The organism is Gilliamella sp. (assembly GCF_024104075.1).
GTDB classification, from domain to species: domain Bacteria; phylum Pseudomonadota; class Gammaproteobacteria; order Enterobacterales; family Orbaceae; genus Gilliamella; species Gilliamella bombi.
The window spans coordinates 31033-55415 of record NZ_JAGGHR010000015.1 but is presented as its reverse complement, the minus strand read 5'-3'; the positions used below and the strand labels follow the sequence as shown (position 1 = coordinate 55415).

Below are 24383 nucleotides of genomic sequence, written 5' to 3'. Positions count from 1 at the left end.
ATAACGCCAGACCGAGACAATTTTAAAGTTTGCGCTTTTGTTATTAACTAGCTGTTATTAACAAGTTGTTATTAAATAGCTATTATCAAATAACAAAAGCGCCTTTCTTAAAAAGCCAAATTCAACGTAATAAACAACTAACCTATAAGTATATGATTTTATTTAAAAATAAAAAATTCAATAAAATCAATGGTCTACCTGAACAGTTTTAAAGTAAGAAAGACGTTTATAGCACCATAATTTTGATAAGTTTGCCTCATCATGGCATCAAAGCCGAAGCTTTGCTTATTGCTATTGCCGTTGTTGATTAAGATTGCTGCTGAATAAACACGGCTATTTTTAAGTAACGTATTATAAATATTTAATTTTTATTATCAACCTTACAAAAAACCGTTCAATCTAGAACGGTTTTTTTGATTGATATTAATTAAATTTACTTATCAAGCTTTATATTTTTTCATTACAATTGAGGCATTAGTACCACCAAAACCAAAGCTATTTGACATGACTGTTGTTAGTTCACGCTCGGTTGGTTCAGTAATAATGTTCATGCCGATTGCTGCTTCATCAAGTTCATCAATATTGATACTTGGTGTAATAAAGCCATGTTCTAACATTAATAATGAATAGATAAGCTCTTGCGCACCTGTTGCACTTAATGAATGACCAGTCATTGATTTGGTTGATGAAATAGCAGGGATGTTATCGCCAAATACTTGTTTGATTGCCCATAATTCTTTGACATCACCAACTGGGGTTGATGTGCCGTGGGTGTTGATGTAATCAACTGGTACATCTAAATCTTGAATAGCAAGTTGCATACAGCGCATTGCGCCTTCACCTGATGGGGCAACCATGTCATGACCGTCCGACGTTGCGCCATATCCAACCAGTTCGCCATAAATATGAGCACCACGAGCAAGCGCATGTTCTAATTCTTCAACTACAACCATACCTGCACCGCCAGCAATAACAAAACCATCACGGTTTTTATCATAAGCACGTGATGCTTTTTCTGGGTTGTCGTTATATTTGGTTGATAAAGCGCCCATGGCATCAAATTCGCAAGACATTTCCCAGCAAAGTTCTTCACCACCACCCGCAAAGACGATGTCTTGTTTGCCAAGTTGAATAAGTTCAGCAGCATGACCAATACAGTGAACTGATGTCGCACAAGCAGATGTCATTGAGTAGCTAATTCCTTTAATTTTAAATGGAGTTGCTAAGCAAGCCGAAATCGCCGATGACATTGATTTGGTTACAGCATAAGGACCTACACCTCGTAATCCCTTTTCTTTCATTCCGGCTACTACATTGTATTGTGTTTTAGTTGAGCCACCATAACCAGCAATTAAGCCAGTACGAGGGTTAGAGACTTGTTCAGGGGTTAATTTTGCGTCTTCAATAGCCTGTTGTAAAGCAAGATAACCGTAAATAGAAGCATCATTCATAAAACGAACAACTTTGCGATCAATGAGTCCAGTAGTGTCAAGTTTTACATTTCCGCATACATGGCTACGCATCCCGCTATCTTTCATTTCTTGAGAAAAGGTAATACCACTACGACCTACTTTTAGTGATTCTAAGACTTCTTTAGTATTATTCCCAATACTTGAAAGAATTCCTAACCCTGTAATTACAACTCGTTTCATTTACTATTTAGCTCCTAAGTTATCTGGCTTCATATAAAAAAGTTTGTTGATTATAGCGTACAGTTGTAAGCTGAACAATACCTTGCCATGTTTTTATTTATATCTTTTGATATTGTCTTAATTATTTATATAAAAGTAATCAAATCAATAGAATTGCCTAAGTAGCGTAGGTAACAGTGATTTTGTCGACAATATTTACTTGCTAAGCTTAATATAATTACTGTATACTGTATAAATAAACAGTTATTTTAATGGCACAATATGAACGAAAAAATGATAACTAAACTTGAGATATTAGCTGAATCGGCAAAGTATGATATTTCTTGCTCATCAAGTGGCACTTCAAGAGGTAATAAAGGTAAAGGCATTGGTAGTGCACATAAGTCTGGTATTTGTCATACATTTACTGCCGATGGGCGATGCGTTTCGTTACTTAAAATTATGCTCACTAATTATTGTATGTTTGATTGTGCTTATTGTATTAATCGTCAAAGTAATGATATTCCAAGAGCGGGTTTTACACCACGTGAGTTGGCTGATGTGACCATTGAATTTTATCGCCGTAATTATATTGAAGGTTTATTTATTAGTTCAGGCATTGTAAGAAGCCCAGATCATACTATGGAAAGAATGATTAAAGTGGTAAAGATTTTGCGAAATGAATATGGTTTTAATGGCTATATTCATATGAAAGCGATTCCTGGTGCTAGTAATGAGTTAATTAATCAAGCAGGTTTATTGGTTGATAGAATGAGTGTTAATTTAGAAATTCCAACTGAAGAAAATCTTAAATTATTAGCACCTGATAAAGATCATCAAAGTATCTATCAGCCTATGCGTCAAATACATCAAAATGTGTTAGAAAATATCGAAGATCGTAAAAAATTTCGCACTACACCCAAATTTGTACCTGCTGGGCAAAGTACTCAAGTTATTATTGGCGCAACCGATGAATCAGATAAACAGATTTTGCAATTAACCGCCAAGCTTTACAAACGCCCAAGTATGAAACGAGTTTATTACTCGGGATTTATTCCTGTTAATGGTTACGATAAGCGGTTGCCTGTTGTACAAGACGTACCAAGAGTACGAGAAAATCGTTTATATCAAGCCGATTGGTTATTGCGTTTTTATGATTTTAATGTTGATGAAATTGTTAACGATCAATATCCTGATCTTGATTTAAGCGTTGATCCTAAACTGGCTTGGGCTATCCGTAATCCGCAGTTTTTTCCCGTTGATGTTAACCGTGATAGCTATCAAAAAATTTTGCGAGTACCAGGCATTGGTGTTAAATCGGCCAAGTTAATTGTGATGGCAAGACGTCATCGTAAGCTTACTTTTGATGCGCTTAAACGTATTGGTGTTGTTTTAAAGCGAGCAAAATTTTTTGTTGTTTGTCATGAAATGAGAAAATTTAAATTGCTTGATTCTTCGGCCGAATATATCCGACTATCGTTGCAAGATCCGCCTTTGTTAGAAGATAAACAAGATAATATTTCACAGCAATTAGTCATGGAGTGGTAGACATGTTGGCGTTTTATTATGATAAAAGCTTTGAAGGATTGCTATGTGCGGTATTTGATGCTTTTAAACTCAAAAAGATGCCTGAATGCCTGTTGGCTATTGGGCAGGTTGAACCGCTATTAGTGTCTAATAGGCATAATGTTGAATTTTGTGATCTTAAATATGAGCGTGTACGTTTGGCGTTAATTAATAAGATTAGTAAAGCGGCGCTTCGTCATTTAATGTATGTTTGGTTATCAGAATTGCCTGAAAGTGATTTAATTGTTTTTCGTTATATTTGCAAGGTATTTAAATCATCTAAATCAATCGAAACGGATTTTGCCGATAAAGATGTGTTATTTGTACATGATATTGCCAAAAAAGTTAGTCGGGAGCGACATCGTATAATGCAATTTGTACGTTTTAGTGCAATTGACAATCCTATTAAAGATACGACGGTGCTTAATGAAAGGGAAGATAAGATCTATTTTTCGAATATTGCTCCTATTTATAACGTATTGCCTTTGGTTCTTAAATTTTTTAAAGATCGTTTTGCCGATCAAAAGTGGGTTATATATGATGAAAAGCGCAAATATGGTTATATCTATAATTTACACAGTATTGAACCGATCTCGCTCGTTGATAAAGATGATCTGATTATTAATAGTCAGGTGAATCAAAATTATCTATCTAAGGACGAAGTACTATTTCAGAATATGTGGTTACGCTATTGTAATGCATTAACTATAAAAGAACGAATCAATCCTAAATTACAACGCCAGCAAATGCCAAGCCGATTTTGGCAATATTTACCAGAAATGAAATCAATATCAAAATAAATATGTAAATAAAAAATGACTAAATTAGTATCATCATAAATAAAAGAACATAAAAAAACCGCCAAATAACGGCGGTTTTTAACATGATTTAATAAAAGTACATAATTTAACAAAAGTTATTGCGAATCGATATCATTAATAACATCATTAATCGATTCTTCACGTTGTTTTTGTTTATTTTCATCTACTTTACCACCCGATGCGATAAAGTCATTACGCTGGAAGTAAGCATTACGCATAAAGTTATAAGGATCATCGCTATTTTTAATCAGATCTTCATACTCGATTGCCATTGCACGTGCTTCAACGCCATCAATTACACCACGTGCCAACATCCATTGCCAATCTATCCAAACAAGTGGAGGATAAAGGGTGTCAACAATACCACCACCTTCTTCTCTCAATGTTGCTGAACCATAAAATGGCAGTACAACATAAGGACCATAAGGTACATCGTAATGACCAAGAACATCACCAAAAGTTCGTTTGCCGCCTTTTTGTAATTGTGGATCAGACATGCTAGCAACATCCATCAAACCAGCAAAACCGAAAACGGTATTTAAAAAGAATCGTGCTAAATGTGTTCCAGCTTTATGAACGTCACCTTGTAATAAGTTGTTCACCATTGAAGCGGGTTCAGAAAGGTTAGATGAAAAGTTAACTACACCTGTACGAACAGGAGACGGAACATAATCTTTCCAAGCTACTGCGGCAGGACGCAAAACATAGGGATCAAGCGCATAGTAGTTAACATCAAACATGGTTTTGTTAAAACCTGATAACGGATCACTATAGGAATTAGTTTCGGCTTGATAAGTAGCACAACTTGTGAGTGCCATTACAGAAAACATCATACCAACAATTCGTTTTTTCATAGTATCTTCGATTAAAAGTAATGAGGTTAATTATGATGCGATTGTATCATGATTACTTAAAATAGAAAATTTTTCGTTATTTAAATGGCATTATCTAATAAAATTTATTAAAATGTACAACCTATGACCTCATAGTTAAATGGATATAACAAGCCCCTCCTAAGGGCTAGTTGCAGGTTCGATTCCTGCTGGGGTCGAAATTATACCGTTCAATAAAATTCAAAACCTATTTAACTTCTTGCAATTCACTAGTACTACACTTAAGCGTGATGTGTAATCGATCGAATTGATCCATCGAATCAATTTCCCAGCAACTTTTCATGGTTGTAGCGATTTTTTTTATTAGATTTACTTCACCATAATTGTAATCACAACTGACCCAACTACCTCCTTGGTCGTAAGTGGTGTTTACGCTCCAGGTTGTTTGATGTTCTTTGCCATCAATGATACCAGCATCTGGTTTTTGCTGGATTTTTTTAGCGGGGTTGTCAGAATAGACGCCAAAGCCATCAAGCAATAATAACGCATCTTTCTTTTCAGAAACCATCCAATCGTCAGGTAGATTATCTATATCTAAATGAGCAGATTTAATTGTTATTGAGCTTGGGCAAATTATTTCGTTGGCTTGAGCCGAGGGTAAAGCACTAATCGAAGCTAAAAAGAAAATACTAAGGTTGATTATTTTATATTTCATGGATAGATCCAGATAAAGTGTTGATTGTGCAATTATGCCAATGTTATCAATTACGTCAAGTGTAAAAAAGAAGATATTACTCAGTTTTTTAAAGATATTTAGTATGTTATGGTAGATTTATAGGTGGCTCGTTTTTTAAACTAATAGTGATAAAAATCAGACAGAAAACTTATTGATTTTGTTGATTTCTTTGTTTGGCTATTTTTAGTAAATTAAGGGTTTATATAGCGAATATACCATCAATCCCTTAAGCTTAAGTGATTATTGGCATGATACTGGTTTACACTTGTTAACAATTAAACTTAGCTTGCCTAGTAATCAATTTTTGTCCGTATAAATCGATAATCACCAACAAATATAACCAACCTTCACTTATTTTAATATAAGCGATATCAGTTATTTATATTGCATTAGGCTTATAAGGTTAAATTGTCAATCTAACGTATTGGGAACGATATTATTATGGATGCTGGTATTTATGTCATGGTTGACTTCGTAATCTAAATTGTTGCAAAACATGGCTAATATGAAACTTGATAGTCTATATCTCTGGCATCATGAGGCGACTCTGCTTACTCAAACTAGCCTTATGGTGCCAATACTGCTTTTTGATATACTAGAATTTTACTGATTTAATGCGGTATTTTAGCCAGACATAATAACCTGATGTACTGACGCCAAGTAATTGACACACCTTGGTTATGAAATAGGTTATTAAATGATTTTTCATTTAGGTGAGCTTCAGCGACTTGGATTTTGGTTTTAGGGTGTTTCCAAAAAACAGGAAACTTATGTTGTTGTGACATATTTGTGCCGTAAATAATGTAAAGTAAACTAAAAAATAGTGAATAAGTATACAGTAATCGATTTAGCTAACATCTTCTTTTATTAATTTATAATAAATTAAAATAATACGTGTCACTCTTAACCAATTGGTCGTTGGTCTAAGTTCAGCAAGGACCATAATTCTAAATCAATATATCAATTAACATCTAAAATTTGTTTCCAAATTAGTAAATTTGTCAAAATAACAATAAAAAATTTATATTAAATAATAATTGAAATTAAATAGAACATAATGCATTATTCTTCAGCTTATTAAATTTAAAATAAAATTATTATTAGCATTAGTTCTGCTTAGGTTGATATAGGTTTATTTAATTAAAAGATGGTGTAGGGAATGATTGAAACAATTAAAGATTATGTAAAAGATAGGAAATTGATTAAAGAGTTATTAATTAGTTATGGGGTATTTTTGTTATTTTGCATATTTTATATGCGAGCTGATAATTGTGAACAAGCTGGTAGTGCTGGTATGGTGATGATATTGGCATTAATTTGCTATCTATTTTTTTTAATTACTATGTTTATTAAATCAGCGAAAATGATCCTATTTGGTCCTAAAGATAATAAATCAACTTCATTTAAATCGTTAACTATCAAATTGTTTTTATTTGTATTTGCCAATATATCGATTATAGGACTGAGCATATTTTTACTCCGTATCAATTATTTGACTATGGAAGATTTTGATAATGCTGCCTATTTATTTATTGATACAGATTATTTTCAAGTTGATTTCTTTGTTTTTGTTATTCTGTGGGGCTATATATTTGTACACCTTTTCGTCATTTATTTTTTTATTCTTCTTGTTTTAAAAGTGATGAAATTTTTTACTACATTCATAACACAAAAAATTAATAATAAGTCCATAAATCACTAGTGGTAATTGGTTGCGGTTATTCACTTTATATAATTAGTTGTTGGAATAATCGCATTATTACATTAAGTTAAAGAAAATAAAGTAGGTGCTTCTTTCAATTGAAAGGCATAAAATTTTGTATAATATAATTTTGCTAAAAACATAACATATGTGATAACTAGTTTGACTAGTCATTACTGTTTGTCTATATAAATCGATAATTATGGGCAAATATAACCATCTTTATCTGTTTTAATATAAGTTGTATCAGTTACCCATGTACTATTGAGTATTATTATGTCCTTTGCATTATGATGCAGACTCAATGTCTCTAAGTCTTTTGTTAATTTACCCTGCCTAGGTGTTAGTAAGTTTGCTGATAGAAAGATGAGCATCAGATAACGAATAATTTGCTGTTTGTTGTTTGAATTTGACACTCAAATTTCTGACTTTAGTATTTTCTCTTATGATTTTTATTTATATTTTTGAGGCAACTTCTGTCCAATTTGGGACGAGGAGAATATTATGGATAAAATGATTAAAGTGGAAGAAAGCATAAAAATTTACTAACTCAAACGTTATTACCAATATTAATAATCCCACAAAATCTAAATTATCATAAATATAACTTTATATTTTTATTGAAAATTTATTCCTATCTAAAGCTGAATTGTTTTCATCTTTACATTTCTTTACAAAAAATTCGCTAAAAAACTAGCCAACTATTTTTTAAATGGTTATACTTCTATTGTTATAGGAAAACATGCTTATTAAATAAGCTAATGATTATAAAAATATAAATAAAACAAATAATTACTTGACAGGTAAAATAAAATGCATTATTATTTTAGGCACAAGGCACAAGGCACAAGGACTGGCAAACCTATGCCTTAAATTTATCAAATAATTTTATCCGACGAGTTTTTGCACGAAACTCATTTATATTTTCCAAATTATCTCTCAACTCATCATCGAAGTTGTTCCGAAAAATTTTGTTGGTGTTGGGGCTGTTATTATTGCCCTATTTATGGAGTTTAGAGGCATTGGCTAGCACAAGTGGTCGAGCGAATAATTATCGTAGTGATGCCATAATATTACCATCAGAACCATTACCAGATGAACCTTTTATACCAGCTATTAGTTATGTAAGGCCAAATAAGGATTGGGGTACAGATCAATATGCAGGTCCTATTGACGCATGGAATACAAAAGAGGGATTTCCCATTCAATCAGATCCAAAATCTAATTTTCCAACCACAGGGGCTGATGGATTATTTTTTGATTTAGCGATAAAGGGAGTTGATCCAGATCAATTGACATGGACACCAGTCACGCATGATGGAATAACCGTCACCGTAAAAAGGACAATGACAAACGATAGATGGACTAAAGAAATGGTAACACGTGTTACTCTAAAGGGGCCAGAGGCTAGATTTCAATGGTATAATCCTTATCCAAGTCGAATTACTGTACCAAGGTTACCGTGGGAATTCGTATTAGTGGGGAGAGATAGAAGCGGTAATGAGATAGTAAGATATGCATTTGTATTACAAAAGTGGTTTGTTCACAGAGGAGATCAAGGAGCGTATTCTTTTCAGCAAGCTGATTGGTGTAGGGGGTTAGGATATCGTATACCACAGGTAAAGGATCTGACTAATGCTGTGTGTTTTGGTTTGAATACAGATAGGCGATGTAATGGAGCTGTCGGTGCTACGCCATCATCAACAGGTAATCATTATCAGCGCCGAATAGGGGCAGGATTTTTTACGGAATGGGGGCTGTTGGCCGGTTACCCTGGTACAAACTTCAACCGCTTCGGAGAGTACTGGACAGGTGATGATTCATTCGTTGTAAATGGAAATGGTAGCGTGATGGGTCTTTTTCCAAGTTTCTCCTCGTATGTGATTTGTACAACTCCTTAGCATTTAATTCTTAATCCTTGAGTGATAGGCTAATTAAAGAAAGCGCCTTCTGCTTAAGCAGAAGGCCACGAGTCGACAAAGAGGCTCCTTGTGCAAAGGTAAATCCAGTAAAACCCACTTATCCCAGCTAAAAAACGTCAGGGATTAGGTTGGTTTTATTATTTTCTATTTTAATTGTTTTAAAAAATAACGCCTCCATAATTTGCTCTAAAAATCCCCATTAAGTAGCTTGGTTATAAGATACCAGTAGGAACAAGCAAAATTGTACGTTAAAATAGCTCGCATTATTACAATAAATTACCAAGGAAATCGCATGACGACTGAAATGACAACACTCGACAAAATCAAAAAACAAATTGCCGATAACCCGATTATTTTATATATGAAAGGTTCGCCAAAATTGCCAAGCTGTGGCTTTTCGGCTCAGGCGGTGCAGGTTTTGTCGCAATGTGGTGAAGCGTTTGCTTACGTTGATATTTTACAAAACCCTGATATTCGTGCCGAATTACCTAAATTCGCTAATTGGCCAACGTTTCCACAATTATGGGTTGAAGGCGAATTAGTAGGTGGTTGTGATATTATGCTAGAGATGTTTCAAACAGGCGAACTGCAAACGCTTATTAAGCAAACTGCGGAAAAGTATAAATCCTAATTTAATGCAGTATGGTAAATTAAGCGCGCAAAATAGGCGCGCTTTTTTATTTTTGTAAATTAATACTGTTTACTCTTGAAATTGTTACTGTTCATATTGTTGTTTATTATCTAAATCTTTTTCGATTTTTGTATCTACATCGGAATCTGTAACAGCCAAAGGCCATCCTCCAAGTGATTTAAGTCGATTAACAATTTTACAAAAAAGTATTGCCGTTTTTTGTGTATCATATAGCGCACTGTGAGCTTGCTTATGATCGAATGTGATTTGCGCTGCTTGACAGGCTTTGGCGAGCACTGTTTGGCCAAAAACCAAACCACTGAGTGACGCAGTGTCAAAGGTAGCAAATGGGTGGAATGGGTTGCGTTTTATGCCTGTGCGTTCAGCAGCCGCCATTAAAAAACTATGATCAAAGTGTGCGTTATGAGCAACAATCACTGCTCGAGTACATTCACTAGCTTTTATGCCAGATCTAACCATTTTAAAAATTTCGTCTAAGGCGAGCTTTTCGTCAACACCGCTACGAAGTGGATTATCAGGATCAATGCCATTAAAAGCAAGGGCTGCTGGTTCTAAAATTGCACCACTAAATGGATTGACATTAAATTGTAAGGATTGATCTGGCTCTAGCCAACCATCTGGGGTCATTTTTAAGGTGATAGCGGCGATTTCTAAAATAGCGTTGAGTTTTGGATCGAATCCAGACGTTTCAATATCAATTACAACAGGATAAAACCCACGAAAGCGTTCACATAATTTGGCGTTTGGCACGTTAATTTTTCTTATCTATCAAAAAAGGTGTTATTATGCCATCTTTTAACCAGTTCGCCTAGCATTGGCTACAAGAGTTTGTATTCAATTTGTTAATCTTTGTAAAAAGCCAATACAGTAGTTTTATTCAAATTACATTAAACCAATGAGTAGGTGCGATTATTGGTTAAAGTGATTATAATCATCAATTATTATTAAATAATATTAAAATTGAGCGAATAATGCACAACTTTGAATTAGAACAGATTATTAATAACGAACTACAAATTAGTCGTTATCGTGACTATGCACCAAATGGATTGCAAGTGCAGGGGCGCAAGCAAGTGAATAAAATTGTCACAGGCGTGACCGCTTGCCAGTTATTGTTAGATAAGGCGGTTGAATTAAAAGCTGACGCAGTTCTGGTTCATCATGGTTATTTTTGGAAGAGTGAACCACAAACCATTACAGGTATTAAATATCAAAGGATTAAAACACTGTTAACTAACGATATTAATTTATATGGTTATCACTTGCCATTAGATGGTCATGCTGTTTTGGGCAACAATATTGAACTGGCTAATTTATTGGGTATTTCAGTCGATAAACGCAATGACATTACCGATCTGCTTTTTACTGGTACATTAAACAAGCCACTTACTGCTTTACAATTTAAACAACAACTTGAGCAAGTATTACACAATAACCAACAACGTGTACTATTTTGTGGAGATAATGCTCCACAAGTTATTAATCGTATTGCATGGTGTAGTGGTGGAGGGCAAGATTATATTGAACAAGCAGCATTAATGAGAGTGGATGCTTTTTTTACTGGCGAAGTGTCTGAACGCACTATCCATATTGCACGTGAATATGGTATTAATTTTTATGCCGCTGGACACCATGCTACCGAACGTTACGGTATTAAAAAATTGGGTGAATGGTTAGCGAGCTGTTACGGTGTTGAGGTTATTTTTGTCGATATTGATAATCCTGTATAACAAAAGTTGAATTTAGTCTAGAAATATCGCATACTTATCCGCAGATTTTTATTCTTTACGTTGTGTTATAAACCAATTATATGAGAGGTCATTTTATGTTTACAGGAAGTCTGGTCGCACTTGTTACTCCCATGGATACAAAAGGAAACGTTGACCACGTAAGCTTAAAAAAATTGGTCGAATATCATATTGCAAATGGAACATCGGGTATTGTTTCGGTTGGTACAACAGGCGAATCAGCAACACTTGATCACCATGAGCATATTGATGTAATTAAAAGAACAATTGACTATGCTGATGGGCGCATTGCCATTATTGCTGGCACAGGCGCAAACGCAACGAAGGAGGCTATAGAATTAACCAGTAAGGTCGAAAATATTGGCGTCGTAGGCTGTTTAACGGTTGCACCTTATTATAATAAACCGACACAAGAAGGTATGTATCAGCACTTTAAAGCTATTGCCGAAAGTACGGAGTTGCCACAGATTTTATATAATGTACCAGGCCGTACGAGTAGTGATATCAAGCCTGAAACTGTTGGACGGTTAGCTAAAATTAAAAATATTGTTGCATTAAAAGATGCAACAGGCGATCTTTCGAGAGTTTATCCTACTCGAAAATTGGTTGGGCCTGATTTTAAATTATTGAGTGGTGATGATTCAACCTTTTTAGATTTTATGATTTTAGGTGGCGATGGCGTTATTTCTGTTACAGCTAATGTTGCAGCTAAGGCGGTTGCTACAGTTTGTCAGCTTGCGGCTAATAATCAAATTAAAGAAGCCCGCAATTTAAACGATACTTTAATGGCTTTACATCACAATTTGTTCATTGAACCCAATCCAACACCAGCTAAGTGGGCTTGTGCAAGATTAGGTTTAATGCAAAATGCAACAATTAGATTACCAATGGTCTCATTGAGCAGATCGTCAATTCCTGCGGTTGAACAAGCGTTAAAAGACGCGAATTTATTGTAATATAACCTTTAATTTTAAAAGCAGATATTTATGTTAAATAGCACATTAAACAGAACATTAAACTTAACCTTATTTAAAGGTAACGTCATTAAAAAAACAGCTGTTTTAACCGTTGTGACTTCTTTATTTCTTGTTGGCTGTGGTAGTGATCAAAATTATAAGCGTGAAGTTGAAGGTAATGAAGATTACCTTAAATCACCTACGTTAAAGCCGTTAATTATTCCTGAAGGTGTTTCGGTGCCTGCGGAAAGTGGCGATTTTTATGTTGTTAAAACTGAGGTTAAAGGCGAATTAGGTAAAAAGCTTGATATCAGACCGCCAATTTTACCGATCCCAACTATTCAAGATGCATTTGCGATTTATAATAACGGTTCGGTCACTTTTAATGTGCCATTAAGCAATAATGTCTGGGATCGTATTCCTAACAGCCTAAATAAGAAAAATATCTTTATCGCTAGCCGTGATAATAACAGCATTAAAACCAATAAAGCCTTTATGGTGCGTGCAGACGAAAATCGAGCCGTTGAAGCCAGTTATTCAATGACACGAAACTTGGTAGGCGATACTGAAACAATCACCATTTCAATCACCTCATTAACCCGTGGTACTGAAGATTTAATTTCGCAACCAATTGAAGTGCAACGCTATGTTGTAAGTTTATTTAATGACATAATGGATGATGTTGCACCTGATTCAGTTCGGGCTGTACCACGAAAAGCACAAGATAAAGAGGCTGAAAAAGAAAATGCCGAAGGCAAAAAACCAGCAACAGCAGTAAGCGGTGCAAATCAAGAGTAAGTTTGGAATTTAAGGAGCGAATAGCTCCTTAATTATTTATTGGCAATTGATATAAGGTTATAAACATGAAAAAGTTGGCTGAGCTTTATCGTGGTAAAGCTAAAACAGTATATACCACCGAAAACTCCGATTTATTAATTCTTGAGTTTCGTAATGATACATCGGCATTTGATGGCTTGCGTATTGAACAGTTAGATCGTAAAGGCATGGTTAATAATAAATTTAACTATTTTATTATGAGCAAATTGCGTGAAGCTGGCATTCCAACTCAAGTTGAAGCCTTATTATCTGACAATGAAGTGCTGGTTAAAAAGTTGCAAATGGTACCTGTTGAATGTGTGGTACGTAATAGAGCAGCGGGCTCTTTAGTTAAACGTTTAGGAGTTGAAGAAGGTAAAGTTTTAAATCCTCCTACGTTTGAATTATTCCTAAAAAACGATGCATTGCATGATCCAATGGTTAATGAATCACACTGCAAGGCTTTCGGTTGGGCTAGCGATGATCAACTTGCTAGAATGAAAGAACTTAGCTTTAAAATTAACACCATCTTGACTGATTTGTTTGATAAAGCAGGACTAATATTGGTTGATTACAAACTCGAATTTGGATTATTTAAAGGCGAAATCACTTTGGGTGATGAGTTTTCTCCTGATGGTTGTCGTTTGTGGGAAAAAGAGACAATGAAAAAAATGGACAAAGATCGCTTTCGCCAAGGTTTAGGGGGTGTGATTGAAGCCTATGAAGAAGTAGCAAAACGAATTGGTGTTCCTTTGTAATGTTCGCACAGTTTGATATCTCTTTTTTTCTACTTTTGGGGTTAGCGGCGCTTTGTTATTTAACACACAATAATACCGTGACATTTGCAGTGCTATTATTGTTACTGTTTAAATTAACGCCGCTTGCCACTTATTTTCCGTTTTTAAATCAATATGGCTTAACAATTGGTATTGTTATTTTAACTGCCGCAATGATGGTGCCTTTAGCTGATGGCTCGTTAAAAATAGGCGATATTGCTAAATCATTTACCACTTGGCAATCTATATTAGCTATTTTTGTTGGAATTTTAGTATCGTGGCTAGGTACGCGAGGTATATCCCTCATTGGTGCGCACCCTACAATTATTAATGGTTTAATTATTGGTACGCTAATTGGTGTGGCTTTTTTCAAAGGTATTCCTGTTGGTCCTCTGATTGCTGCAGGTATTTTGTCGTTGTTAATTGGAAAAAGTTAACCTTATGCACAAGTATCCCAACAGCACAAGAACGCTATGGGTGTTACAGGGTGAAGCCACACAGTTATTCGAGCAACTTAGCCAGGCTATTTGTCATTACTCAGGTGATTGGTTAACGGTTACATCTCACTTTGAACTTTCTAGTTATTTACCCAACACATTAATTTCTGATGTAATACCGCCCAATCAAACTAAACAGTTATTGGGACGACAGTATCGACATGCTATTTTTGATGCAACGGTAGGATTTAATCTTGATGCCTTTGCTATGCTTGTTGGTACGTTAGTTAAAGGTAGTATATTGGTTTTATTCTTGCCTAAGAATCTGTCTACTTGGCATGATCAAGATAGCTTACGCTGGAACGAAAGCCAAATGCCCATTAATGTGCCTAATTTCGTTGCACATTTAATACAGACTTTAACTGAATTTGGTTTATCAATTTATCCTAAAATTTCATCAAAACAGGTTATATCCTCCAAGATATCCCTGCCTGAAGTTATTATTGATGACGCTTGTGATTTAGCCGAGCAACAAGCAACTTTAAAACAATTATTAAATAGCACTAAGCCTATTAACGTATTAGTCGCTAAACGTGGACGCGGTAAATCGGCACTAGCTGGATTATTTAGCCATTACCAACGTTGTATTGTGACAGCACCAAATAAATCAGCACTGACCACCTTTTTTGCTTTTGCTAAGCCCGATACCCCATTTTTTGCCCCAGATGAATTAATTGCTCAATCATGTATTACCGTTGCCGATTATTTAATTATTGATGAAGCTGCCATGATCCCACTTCCCATGCTGGAAAAATTGTTAAAACTAGCTAAAACAAATAACACTCGAGTATTATTAACAACGACTGCTGATGGGTATGAGGGCACAGGACAGGGCTTTTTGTTGAAATTGTTATCAAATAAAGCATATCAATATTTTCAGCTATTTAGCCCTATCCGCTGGCAGGCAGGCGATATGCTAGAGCAATTTAGCGATCGATTGTTACTTAATGGTTTATTAACACAGGGCGATAAGTTTGATGCATGCCCATCATTAATCCAATATTCAAAAGTTGAACGTAATAATGTTGATACATTAAGGTCAATATTTTATTTATTGAAAGTAGCTCATTACCAAACTACGTTAGTTGATTTAAGACGTCTGTTTGATGCGCAAAATTTGACAATTTGGCAAGCAACAGCTAACAATAACCAAATAGCTGCTGCACTCACTGTTGTTGAAGGTAACTTACCTGATAGTTTAATCACCGAAGTGTGGCAAGGTACGCGTCGACCAAAAGGTAATTTAGTAGCACAGTCGTTAGTCGCCCACGCAGGTGAGCCGCAGGCGGCTAAATTGCGCTCAGTTCGGATTAATCGTATTGCGGTTATTAGTGCCTATCGGCGACAAAATATAGCAAGGCAACTTGTGCAAACTATCTTTGAAGATGCCAAAGCTCAGAATATCGACTTTTTATCGGTTAGCTTTGCTTATACCCCGCCTAATTACCAATTTTGGATTGCTTGTGGGTTTGTTTTGGTGCACGTCAGTAGTCATAAACAGGCAAATAGTGGTAGTTATTCAGTTATGGCGCTAAAGCCATTAACCGGTTCAGGGCGAAATCTAACCATTAAATTAAAACAAAAATTACATCGTAATGTTTATTGGCTCAAAGATATTATTGATTTACCATTTACTGAGATGATTGAAAGTAAGGATAAGTCACAACTAACACAAGATTTAGACGCCTACGATTTTGATGAACTAAATGGATTTGCTTACTATCATCGACCGTTTGAAGCCACTTATGCCACACTGTGTCGATTAGTTCGCTATAATCAAACGCATCAACAATGGCAAAAACCACAATCACAACCACAGCAACAACTAACATTGCCTGTGTTATCAGCACTGATAAAAAGCAAAAACAATCAATCTTTGCTCATTAGTTCATATCAACTTGCAGGAAAAAATGCATTAATGCAAACCATCAAGCAAGAGATCAAAACATGGTTAGCAATTCAAATTAGTAATTCATAGTTAGCGATTCATAGTTAGTAAATAATGGCAATAATGTGCTTTTTGACGAAAAAACCAATAATAAAGATAGCTGATTATCATTGCAGGTTACCAAGGGCTATGTTTACAATAGTTACCATGTTTAAGTTCAACTTAATTTTTACCCAACTAGTTTAAACTTAACTAGTTTCAACATAATTCGTTTTAATTAAAAAGGAATCGAATGTGACGCAAAATAAATTAGAAAACCAAGCACAACATCGCCATTCAAAAAAACAAACTCAAAATCCAAACAATCAACCCACAACAGGTATTGAGTATTTTTTTAAAGGTTGGTCATTAGCGTTTAGTCCAGGCATTAAGCGATTTGTTTTTTTACCATTAATTGCCAATGTTGTGATTATGTCAGCATTATTTTATTGGTTCTTTACGGCTATCTCGGGCATGGTTGATTGGGGAGTGTCGTATATGCCAAGTTGGTTGCATTGGCTTGGTTATATTATTGTTTTTATGGTTATTTTAGCTTTAGTTATTTTGTTTTGTTATTTCTTTAGTACGGTAACCAATATTATAGCGGCTCCGTTTAATGGCTTGTTAGCTGAACAAGTTGAAGCACAATTAACGGGGATTCCCGCAGCAGATATGTCGTGGATGAGTCTTATTAAGGATCTTCCTCGTATTTTTAAACGTGAACTACAAAAACTAGTTAACTATTTATTATGGGCAATTCCGATACTGCTAACTTACTTTATTCCTGTTATTGGGCAATCAGTAACGCCAGTGGTTTGGTTTTTATTTACCGCTTGGCAAATTAATATCCAATACGCTGATTATGCCTTTGATAACCACAAAATTACTTTTCATCGTATGCGTGAATTACTCAAGCAAGATCGGGTAGATAATTTAACTTTTGGTATGATAGTCAGCTTTTTTACCATGGTGCCATTGCTTAATTTAATTGTTATGCCTATTGCGGTATGTGGCGCAACGGCAATGTGGGTTGATCGCTACCGTCATCAAGCCTTATTTGATAGTAGTAGCCAAGACTTTCGTTAAGCAGGGCGTTATTTTTTCTTCGTCGAATTTGTTGATGGCCAATCATCGTCATCATCTTGATAAGGGATAGGTTTTATCCCTTTCTTTTTTTCAAGATACGCTTTATAACTTAGTCGATTCAGCGCCTTAATAGTATTAATAAAAATCCCAATTAAAATCACCACAATTATCCACCAGTAATCTTTAAGCCATCCCATCGTACTTCCTCTTAGATAAAAATCGCTATCTCCAAGTTATAATAGCTAGGCACAATAACAATTGTGCCACAATTATGCCAACAGTAATTTTTCTAATATGCGGTTATAAATTGCAGTTAAGGTAATTATATCTTTGCAGTTGGCGTTTTCGTTGATTTTGTGAATAGTCTTATTTAATACACCTAGTTCGATCACTTGACAGCCCATTTTAGCAATAAAGCGTCCATCCGACGTACCGCCGCTGGTCGATAGCTTGGTATCAATGTTGGTAAATTCCTTAATAGCACTTGCAGCAGCATTAGTTAAATCGCCTTGTGGCGTCAAAAAAGGATGTCCTGATAATCGCCAAGATAACGTATAGTTCAAATTATGTTTTTGTAAAATTTGCTCAACGCGCGCTTTAATTATCGTATCGGTCAATTCACTACTATAGCGAAAGTTAAATTGCACACTTAGATCACCCGGCACAACGTTTTCGGCACCTGTACCACCATTAATATTGGCAATTTGCATAGTTGTTTGAGGAAAATACTGATTGCCTTCATCCCAAACAGTGCTAACTAGTTCATTTAATGCAGGAGCAAAGCGATGGACAGGGTTATCGGCAAGGTGAGGATAGGCCACATGACCTTGAATACCATGCACAACTAAATTAGCTGTTAGTGAACCACGGCGACCGTTTTTAATTTGATCGCCAAGTACAGCATCGCTTGACGGTTCGCCCACGATACAATAATCAACACGTTCTTGACGTTTCATTAGCAAATCGACAACCTTAACAGTGCCATCGGTTGCATCGGCTTCTTCGTCCGATGTAATTAAAAAAGCTACTCGCCCAGCGTGATTTGGATGTTGCTTAACAAAATCTTCAGCCGCACAAACCATGGCAGCAACGCCACTTTTCATGTCAGATGCACCACGTCCATAAAGCACGCCTTGTTCATCAATGGTTGGCGAAAATGGCGGATAAAGCCATTTGCTTTCATCACCTGCAGGTACGACATCGGTATGTCCTGCAAACATTAAGGTTTTGCTGTTAGCTTCGCCATGATAAGCCCATAAGTTTTTGGTCTTTCCAATATTAACTTCTTCAATAGTAAAACCGAGCGGTTTTAGCCGTTCAATAATCATTTTTTGACAATTTTTATCGTCAGGACTTATTGATTTTTCGGCGATGAGTGCTTGAGTCAGTGCAATAACAGGTTCAGTCATAGTGGTCTCGATTTTTATTTAGATTGCGAAATAAATTGTGAATAAAGCTCCTCTGAAAAGCCCAACAATGCACGTTTCCCATCGATAAGCAAAGGGCGTTTTAAAATAGATGGATTGGCTAACATAATCTTTTTAGCCGTTTGAGCATTATTGACCTCAGCACGAATAGATTCATCCAACTTACGCCAAGTAGTACCTCGTGTATTGAGCAAGCTTTGCCAATTAACTAATTGTAAAAAATCATCCAACAGCTCCTCTGAAAGCCCGTTGGTTTTATAATTATGAAATTGATAGCTTACATGATGATCATCAAGCCAAGTAAAAGCTTTTTTCATCGTGTTGCAGTTTTTGATACCGTAGATGATGTACATAGTAGGTGATCCAACATTGAAAATAATAATAAAGATTATACCAGTTATCGGCCTGATGCGGCAAACTAAAGGGATTTATTTGTTTTAATTCATATTAATACTCATATCTAATGTTAGTTGTTAATGCCAAATAGTCGCTAGTGAAAGCTTGAAATTTTAAATATTTTGGATGGTGAGTTAAGAAATGAATTTTTGAACAGATAATTTCACTCATTTTAAAAAGATCAAACTATTGCTAACCCTTTTTTTTAACAATAAATAAAATCAAATAAAAACAACACACTAAAAAAGCTCTAAAAAAAAGGGTTTTCAAAAGCAAAAATCCTATTTGTCTTTTGCGAAACAAGGTTTATATTATATCGGTTTCTAGTTTACCGCCGAGTAGGCGGTTTAGAAAGTACCCGGAACAATACGCCGATCGCTTTCAACGTTTACCGCCGAGTAGGCGGTTTAGAAAATTTAGATTGCGGTTAATCAAATTAGCTAACTGTTTACCGCCGAGTAGGCGGTTTAGAAAATGACCAAATCAAAATCAATATTATTTTCTTTGTTTACCGCCGAGTAGGCGGTTTAGAAAGATAACATTTACATTGACGATACACCTGCGATGTTTACCGCCGAGTAGGCGGTTTAGAAAAAAAATTATCCGCATCAAGGTACTTAGCCATTGTCGTTTACCGCCGAGTAGGCGGTTTAGAAATACCGTTAAATTTACGCAAAGCCTTTTCCGATGTTTACCGCCGAGTAGGCGGTTTAGAAAATTCGTTAACTTGACGGTAAACAGTGATCTTAGTTTACCGCCGAGTAGGCGGTTTAGAAACAAATCTATTTTAAAGTCGCCATCTTGCCCTTGTTTACCGCCGAGTAGGCGGTTTAGAAAACGCTTTCTCACTCACAACTAGCGCACTGCTTGTTTACCGCCGAGTAGGCGGTTTAGAAACTGCATGTGCCATTGCAATTGCATCAATTAATGTTTACCGCCGAGTAGGCGGTTTAGAAAAACATCCGATCAAATTGCAATTAGTAAGCAAAGTTTACCGCCGAGTAGGCGGTTTAGAAATTGCGGCAATTCGTGCATATCAGCATCTAAAAGTTTACCGCCGAGTAGGCGGTTTAGAAAATATTGCATTCGGACTGGTTTCGCATATTGTTGTTTACCGCCGAGTAGGCGGTTTAGAAAATTCCCCAATCAACGCACAAACGCTTTTTATTGTTTACCGCCGAGTAGGTGGCATATAAATCAAAAAAGCCCTCAGACGAGGGCAGTGGATGTCTACCGACAGAATAGCTGGCTATGGTTATTAGCTGTGTTCAAAAATTTTATTGAACGCTTAAGCTAGTCATTAATAATCCATTATCAACAATATAAAATAAATATTAATCAATTAATTACAACATTTCTCAACAAAGTAACTCATAATTCGATTATCGACGGTTAGTTCGGGATGAAATGAGCAAGTCAAAATGTTATCTTGCTGCGCCATTACACAATGATTATCAATAAAAGCTAGCTGATTGACTTGCTCACCAGCTTTTGCAATATATGGAGCACGAATAAATACTGCTGGAATTTGCTCACCAATAGTTGGTATATCTAACGTTGTCTCAAAGCTGTTAATTTGCCGACCAAAACCATTGCGTTCAACGCAAATATCCATCAAATCTAATAATTCGACTTCGTTATGAGTTGTCGTTTTGCCACAAAGCACTAGCCCAGCACAAGTACCTAAAATTCCTTTGCCTTGTTTAGCAAATTGTTGAATGGGCGCTAAAAGCCCATTTTGTTTAATTAATCGACTAATTGTGGTCGACTCTCCGCCGGGAATGATTAAACCATCTAAATTAGCTAATTGTTCGGGTTTCTGAACTAGTGTTGCTTGTACATTATCAATACTATTTAGCATCAAAATATGCTCACTAACTGCTCCTTGTAAGTTGAGCACACCAATGTACTTAACATTGCTTAGTTTGGATGATTTTGCCATTACCAACCTCGATCTTGCATTCTTTCTGATTGAGCAAGTGTGCTGATTTCAATGCCTTTCATGGCCTCGCCTAATCCTTTTGATAATTCGGCTAATCGTGGATAATCATCAAAATAAGTAGTTGCTTGTACAATGGCTTTGGCAAATTTTTCTGGATTTTGAGATTTAAAAATGCCCGATCCAACAAAAACACCATCAGCACCTAGTTGCATCATAAGTGCTGCATCGGCAGGGGTCGCAACGCCACCAGCGGCAAAATTCACAACTGGTAACTTACCTAGTTGTTTTACTTGTAATACAAGTTCATAAGGTGCGCCAATTTCTTTAGCAAAAGTCATTAGCTCATCTTTTGATTTTCCTGTTACCAAACGGATTTGCTCATTGACTTTACGTATATGGCGAACAGCTTCAACAATATTCCCTGTTCCTGGTTCGCCTTTGGTACGTAACATTGATGCTCCTTCACCAATTCGACGCAGTGCTTCACCCAAATCACGACAACCACAAACAAAAGGCACGGTAAATTCATCTTTAAGAAGATGGTACTGTTCATCGGCTGGGGTTAGTACTTCGCTTTCGTCAATATAATCAACCCCCATTGATTCTAAAATACGTGCTTCAACAATGTGGCCAATACGTGCTTTAGCCATAACAGGTATGCTAACAGCATTCATGACTTGTTCAACAATAGTAGGATCTGCCATTCGAGCGACACCGCCAGCTGCTCGAATATCTGATGGTACTCGCTCTAAAGCCATTACCGCAACTGCACCAGCTTGTTCGGCAATTTTAGCTTGTTCAGCATTAACAACATCCATAATTACGCCGCCTTTTTGCATTTGTGCCATACCGCGTTTAACAGTCTGTGTTCCTGTAATTTGATTCATTTTTTACTCCTAGTTGAAAATTGGCCTTGTTTGAAAAGTATTATTCAAAAAGAAACAGTTAGACGAAACAGCCAATTGGACTATAATAAAGCCATCCAATTTTAGGTTTGTTGGTGTTACTATAAAAATTGCTCAGATAGAATATTGATTTTATTTGATTTTTAATGCATTTTCTAAGAAAACAAGTGTCTAAAATAAAATATGTGGCAAAAACAAAAACTAACCCAATTTGAAGGATCACTTTTTCAACAATTGACTCACTTAATTGAACATTATATTGAGCAAGGAATTTTGATTGCTGGCGAAAAGTTACCTTCAGAAAGGGAGCTAGCTAAAATGTTACAGATTAACCGCTCAACTGTAGTACATGCACTGGAGCTGTTGACTGAACGAAGCATATTACTTCGACGTCGAGGCAGTGGCACTTATGTCAATAATAAAAAATGGGGCGTGCAAACCTATTCATCGATCAATTGGCGTTTACCAGCCCATTTTTATCGAGATAAAAAATCATTTTATCAACAAAAAGTGGCACAAGTGCGTGCGCAACAAGTGCATATTTGCGATCTGGCTAATGGTGATTTGCCAACTAATTTAATTCCCAAACTCCAGCTACCTGATACCTCGTTAAATGAATTGATTATGCATGAAAAAAACAGCGATGCATTACAATTAGGTTTACCATCGCTTAAAGCTCAAATTGCAACTTACATGCAAACTCAGTTTTCTATGCAAGTTGATATTAACGAAATTTTAATTACATCGGGCACGCAACAGTCGTTATTTCTTATTACACAGGGTTTACTTAAGCCAGGAGATGCAGTTGGAATTGAATCTCCTTCCTATTTTTACTCTTTACCTTTGTTTCAGGCTGCTGGATTACGTTTATATGGTATTGAATGTGATAATGAAGGTATTACCCTTGAAAGCCTATCAAATTGCGTACAACAACATCAAATAAAGTGGTTATTTTTGAATCCTATATTTCAAAACCCAATGGGCTTTGTTATGAGTAATAGACGAAAACAGGCAATTGTTGCATTTTGTCGTTCGCAATGTATAGGTATTGTTGAGGATGACGCCTATAGCAGTTTAGCGTTTAAACCAAATTTGCCAGTATTGCCCATAAAAAAATGGGATCAGCATAATCAAGTTATCTATTTAGGATCGCTATCGAAATATATAGGAGGAAATATTCGTATTGGGTGGATGGTGGCACCGCGTAATATTATCAAAAATCTGTCCAATATTCGGCAACACATTGATTCGGGGTTAAGTATATTGCCACAATTATTAGCTCAAGAATATCTACAACATCATCACACTGTCCATCAACAACAGCTACGGCAAACGTTACAAATCAAAGCAGAGCAGTTAATGCATTGGTTGGATTGCTATTTCGGTGGTGAGATTACTTATCAACCTCCACTAGGTGGCTTTCATTTATATGCGCATTTACCTGTAAAAACGGTAGCGCAAGAATTAGCTGTGCTTAATAAACTGTTATCAAAAGGAGTGACGGTATCGCAAGGGGCTGACTTTGGCGATAACTTAGGGACAATTAGATTAAGTTATGGGCATTTTGAACAGCAAATAATCTCAAAAATATGATAAAAACACTTGCTTTTTTAGATAAAATAAAATTGATTTTTTGGTAGTTTAATATTTAATCTTTTTAATAAATATATTAATAATCAATTGATTGCAGAGTTATCAACAGGTTTATTCAGTACTTATTAAGTCATAAAGTGAATAAATATCTTAAGCCCCTTTTTTAATTATCCGCAAATAAACCACACTCAAAAAAGCTCAATAGGCAATTGAGCAAAATATCACCTTTTAACCAATTATTGAAATTAGTTTTTCCTTGTTATTTGCTTTTGTAACGCAATGCAAACAAATGAAAAATTTTTATAACATTATGATTAAATATAAAATCACTTATAAATAACATTAGGGATTAATTAAAAATTGGCTAATTGCTTACCTTTTTTTAACTATACTTTACCATTGAACCAAATATGTTAGTTTACTGTCACTATTCTAACTCGTTATAATTACA

The 24383-nt window shown here is 35.6% G+C and carries 24 protein-coding genes, 1 tRNA gene and 1 CRISPR repeat array; of the genes, 14 read left to right on the top strand and 11 right to left on the bottom strand.

Annotation, left to right across the window (positions count from 1 at the left end):
* Window positions 1-440 precede the first annotated feature (440 nt).
* Window positions 441-1652 (bottom strand): beta-ketoacyl-ACP synthase I, encoded by a 1212-nt coding sequence (gene fabB, locus J6569_RS06245; RefSeq protein WP_034910913.1) that lies wholly within the window; start codon window positions 1650-1652, stop codon window positions 441-443.
* A gap of 261 nt (window positions 1653-1913) precedes the next feature.
* Here fabB and J6569_RS06240 point away from each other — a divergent pair, with 261 nt between their 5' ends.
* Window positions 1914-3179: a putative DNA modification/repair radical SAM protein gene (locus J6569_RS06240; protein WP_174798126.1), complete on the top strand. Its 1266-nt coding sequence runs from the start codon at window positions 1914-1916 to the stop codon at window positions 3177-3179.
* Window positions 3180-3181: 2 nt separating this feature from the next.
* On the top strand, window positions 3182-3997 hold the full coding sequence (locus tag J6569_RS06235) for a TIGR03915 family putative DNA repair protein (RefSeq protein WP_296318053.1): 816 nt from the start codon (window positions 3182-3184) through the stop codon (window positions 3995-3997).
* A gap of 116 nt (window positions 3998-4113) precedes the next feature.
* Here the strand turns inward: J6569_RS06235 and J6569_RS06230 are convergent, their stop codons facing one another.
* Entirely contained in the window at window positions 4114-4872 is a 759-nt protein-coding gene (locus J6569_RS06230) for an MlaA family lipoprotein (RefSeq protein ID WP_065589588.1), read from the bottom strand.
* 125 nt (window positions 4873-4997) lie between these two features.
* Between J6569_RS06230 and J6569_RS06225 the strand changes: the two genes are divergently transcribed.
* Window positions 4998-5069, top strand: a tRNA-Arg gene (locus J6569_RS06225).
* Between the two features lie 29 nt (window positions 5070-5098).
* Here J6569_RS06225 and J6569_RS06220 read toward each other — a convergent pair.
* Together J6569_RS06220 and J6569_RS06215 are read right to left on the bottom strand one after the other, a co-directional pair.
* Entirely contained in the window at window positions 5099-5566 is a 468-nt protein-coding gene (locus J6569_RS06220) for an STY0301 family protein (RefSeq protein WP_065610104.1), read from the bottom strand.
* 632 nt (window positions 5567-6198) lie between these two features.
* Window positions 6199-6372 (bottom strand): hypothetical protein, encoded by a 174-nt coding sequence (locus J6569_RS06215; RefSeq protein WP_296318052.1) that lies wholly within the window; start codon window positions 6370-6372, stop codon window positions 6199-6201.
* Between the two features lie 374 nt (window positions 6373-6746).
* Between J6569_RS06215 and J6569_RS06210 the strand changes: the two genes are divergently transcribed.
* Window positions 6747-7289, top strand: coding sequence for a hypothetical protein (locus J6569_RS06210; RefSeq protein ID WP_296302564.1), 543 nt, complete (start codon window positions 6747-6749; stop codon window positions 7287-7289).
* Between the two features lie 200 nt (window positions 7290-7489).
* On the opposite strand, the gene J6569_RS06205 is transcribed toward J6569_RS06210, so the two are convergent.
* Window positions 7490-7705: a hypothetical protein gene (locus tag J6569_RS06205; RefSeq protein ID WP_143422060.1), complete on the bottom strand. Its 216-nt coding sequence runs from the start codon at window positions 7703-7705 to the stop codon at window positions 7490-7492.
* A gap of 561 nt (window positions 7706-8266) precedes the next feature.
* Between J6569_RS06205 and J6569_RS06200 the strand changes: the two genes are divergently transcribed.
* Both J6569_RS06200 and J6569_RS06195 read left to right on the top strand, forming a co-directional pair.
* Window positions 8267-9190, top strand: a complete 924-nt coding sequence (locus J6569_RS06200) for a hypothetical protein (protein WP_296318051.1) — start codon at window positions 8267-8269, stop codon at window positions 9188-9190.
* Between the two features lie 325 nt (window positions 9191-9515).
* Window positions 9516-9842, top strand: coding sequence for a Grx4 family monothiol glutaredoxin (locus J6569_RS06195; RefSeq protein ID WP_034914241.1), 327 nt, complete (start codon window positions 9516-9518; stop codon window positions 9840-9842).
* Between the two features lie 84 nt (window positions 9843-9926).
* On the opposite strand, the gene rnt is transcribed toward J6569_RS06195, so the two are convergent.
* Window positions 9927-10613: a ribonuclease T gene (gene rnt / locus J6569_RS06190; protein WP_296318050.1), complete on the bottom strand. Its 687-nt coding sequence runs from the start codon at window positions 10611-10613 to the stop codon at window positions 9927-9929.
* A 221-nt stretch (window positions 10614-10834) separates the two neighbouring features.
* Here rnt and J6569_RS06185 point away from each other — a divergent pair, with 221 nt between their 5' ends.
* The 7 genes from J6569_RS06185 to cysZ all read left to right on the top strand — a co-directional run bounded on the left by J6569_RS06185 (window position 10835) and on the right by cysZ (window position 17669).
* Window positions 10835-11593, top strand: coding sequence for a Nif3-like dinuclear metal center hexameric protein (locus J6569_RS06185; RefSeq protein ID WP_296318049.1), 759 nt, complete (start codon window positions 10835-10837; stop codon window positions 11591-11593).
* A 95-nt stretch (window positions 11594-11688) separates the two neighbouring features.
* Window positions 11689-12567 (top strand): 4-hydroxy-tetrahydrodipicolinate synthase, encoded by an 879-nt coding sequence (dapA, locus tag J6569_RS06180; RefSeq protein WP_296318048.1) that lies wholly within the window; start codon window positions 11689-11691, stop codon window positions 12565-12567.
* A 30-nt stretch (window positions 12568-12597) separates the two neighbouring features.
* A complete protein-coding gene (gene bamC, locus J6569_RS06175; RefSeq protein WP_174798142.1) occupies window positions 12598-13365 on the top strand; it encodes an outer membrane protein assembly factor BamC in 768 nt (255 codons plus the stop codon).
* Window positions 13366-13430: 65 nt separating this feature from the next.
* Window positions 13431-14141: a phosphoribosylaminoimidazolesuccinocarboxamide synthase gene (gene purC / locus J6569_RS06170; protein WP_034914211.1), complete on the top strand. Its 711-nt coding sequence runs from the start codon at window positions 13431-13433 to the stop codon at window positions 14139-14141.
* On the top strand, window positions 14141-14596 hold the full coding sequence (locus tag J6569_RS06165; protein ID WP_065560553.1) for a DUF441 domain-containing protein: 456 nt from the start codon (window positions 14141-14143) through the stop codon (window positions 14594-14596). Before purC ends, J6569_RS06165 begins: the two co-directional genes overlap by 1 nt.
* Before the next feature lie 4 nt (window positions 14597-14600).
* Window positions 14601-16634, top strand: coding sequence for a GNAT family N-acetyltransferase (locus J6569_RS06160; protein WP_296318047.1), 2034 nt, complete (start codon window positions 14601-14603; stop codon window positions 16632-16634).
* A 204-nt stretch (window positions 16635-16838) separates the two neighbouring features.
* Window positions 16839-17669: a sulfate transporter CysZ gene (cysZ, locus tag J6569_RS06155; protein ID WP_174798144.1), complete on the top strand. Its 831-nt coding sequence runs from the start codon at window positions 16839-16841 to the stop codon at window positions 17667-17669.
* An 8-nt stretch (window positions 17670-17677) separates the two neighbouring features.
* Here the strand turns inward: cysZ and J6569_RS06150 are convergent, their stop codons facing one another.
* The 5 genes from J6569_RS06150 to pdxS form a co-directional block, all read right to left on the bottom strand.
* Window positions 17678-17866 (bottom strand): hypothetical protein, encoded by a 189-nt coding sequence (locus J6569_RS06150; protein WP_296318046.1) that lies wholly within the window; start codon window positions 17864-17866, stop codon window positions 17678-17680.
* A 72-nt stretch (window positions 17867-17938) separates the two neighbouring features.
* A complete protein-coding gene (dapE, locus tag J6569_RS06145) occupies window positions 17939-19078 on the bottom strand; it encodes a succinyl-diaminopimelate desuccinylase (RefSeq protein ID WP_174798145.1) in 1140 nt (379 codons plus the stop codon).
* Between the two features lie 14 nt (window positions 19079-19092).
* The gene (locus J6569_RS06140; RefSeq protein ID WP_296318045.1) at window positions 19093-19449 is read right to left on the bottom strand and encodes an ArsC family reductase; all 357 of its coding nucleotides are present in this window, start codon (window positions 19447-19449) and stop codon (window positions 19093-19095) included.
* A 369-nt stretch (window positions 19450-19818) separates the two neighbouring features.
* Window positions 19819-20689: direct repeats of the CRISPR family, unit length 28 nt; unit sequence GTTTACCGCCGAGTAGGCGGTTTAGAAA.
* A 145-nt stretch (window positions 20690-20834) separates the two neighbouring features.
* A complete protein-coding gene (gene pdxT, locus J6569_RS06135; RefSeq protein WP_296318044.1) occupies window positions 20835-21434 on the bottom strand; it encodes a pyridoxal 5'-phosphate synthase glutaminase subunit PdxT in 600 nt (199 codons plus the stop codon).
* Window positions 21434-22321 (bottom strand): pyridoxal 5'-phosphate synthase lyase subunit PdxS, encoded by an 888-nt coding sequence (gene pdxS / locus J6569_RS06130; RefSeq protein WP_065589983.1) that lies wholly within the window; start codon window positions 22319-22321, stop codon window positions 21434-21436. Before pdxS ends, pdxT begins: the two co-directional genes overlap by 1 nt.
* A gap of 201 nt (window positions 22322-22522) precedes the next feature.
* On the opposite strand from pdxS, the gene J6569_RS06125 reads away from it, so the two are divergent.
* A complete protein-coding gene (locus tag J6569_RS06125) occupies window positions 22523-23932 on the top strand; it encodes a PLP-dependent aminotransferase family protein (protein ID WP_296318043.1) in 1410 nt (469 codons plus the stop codon).
* Window positions 23933-24383: the final 451 nt, after the last annotated feature.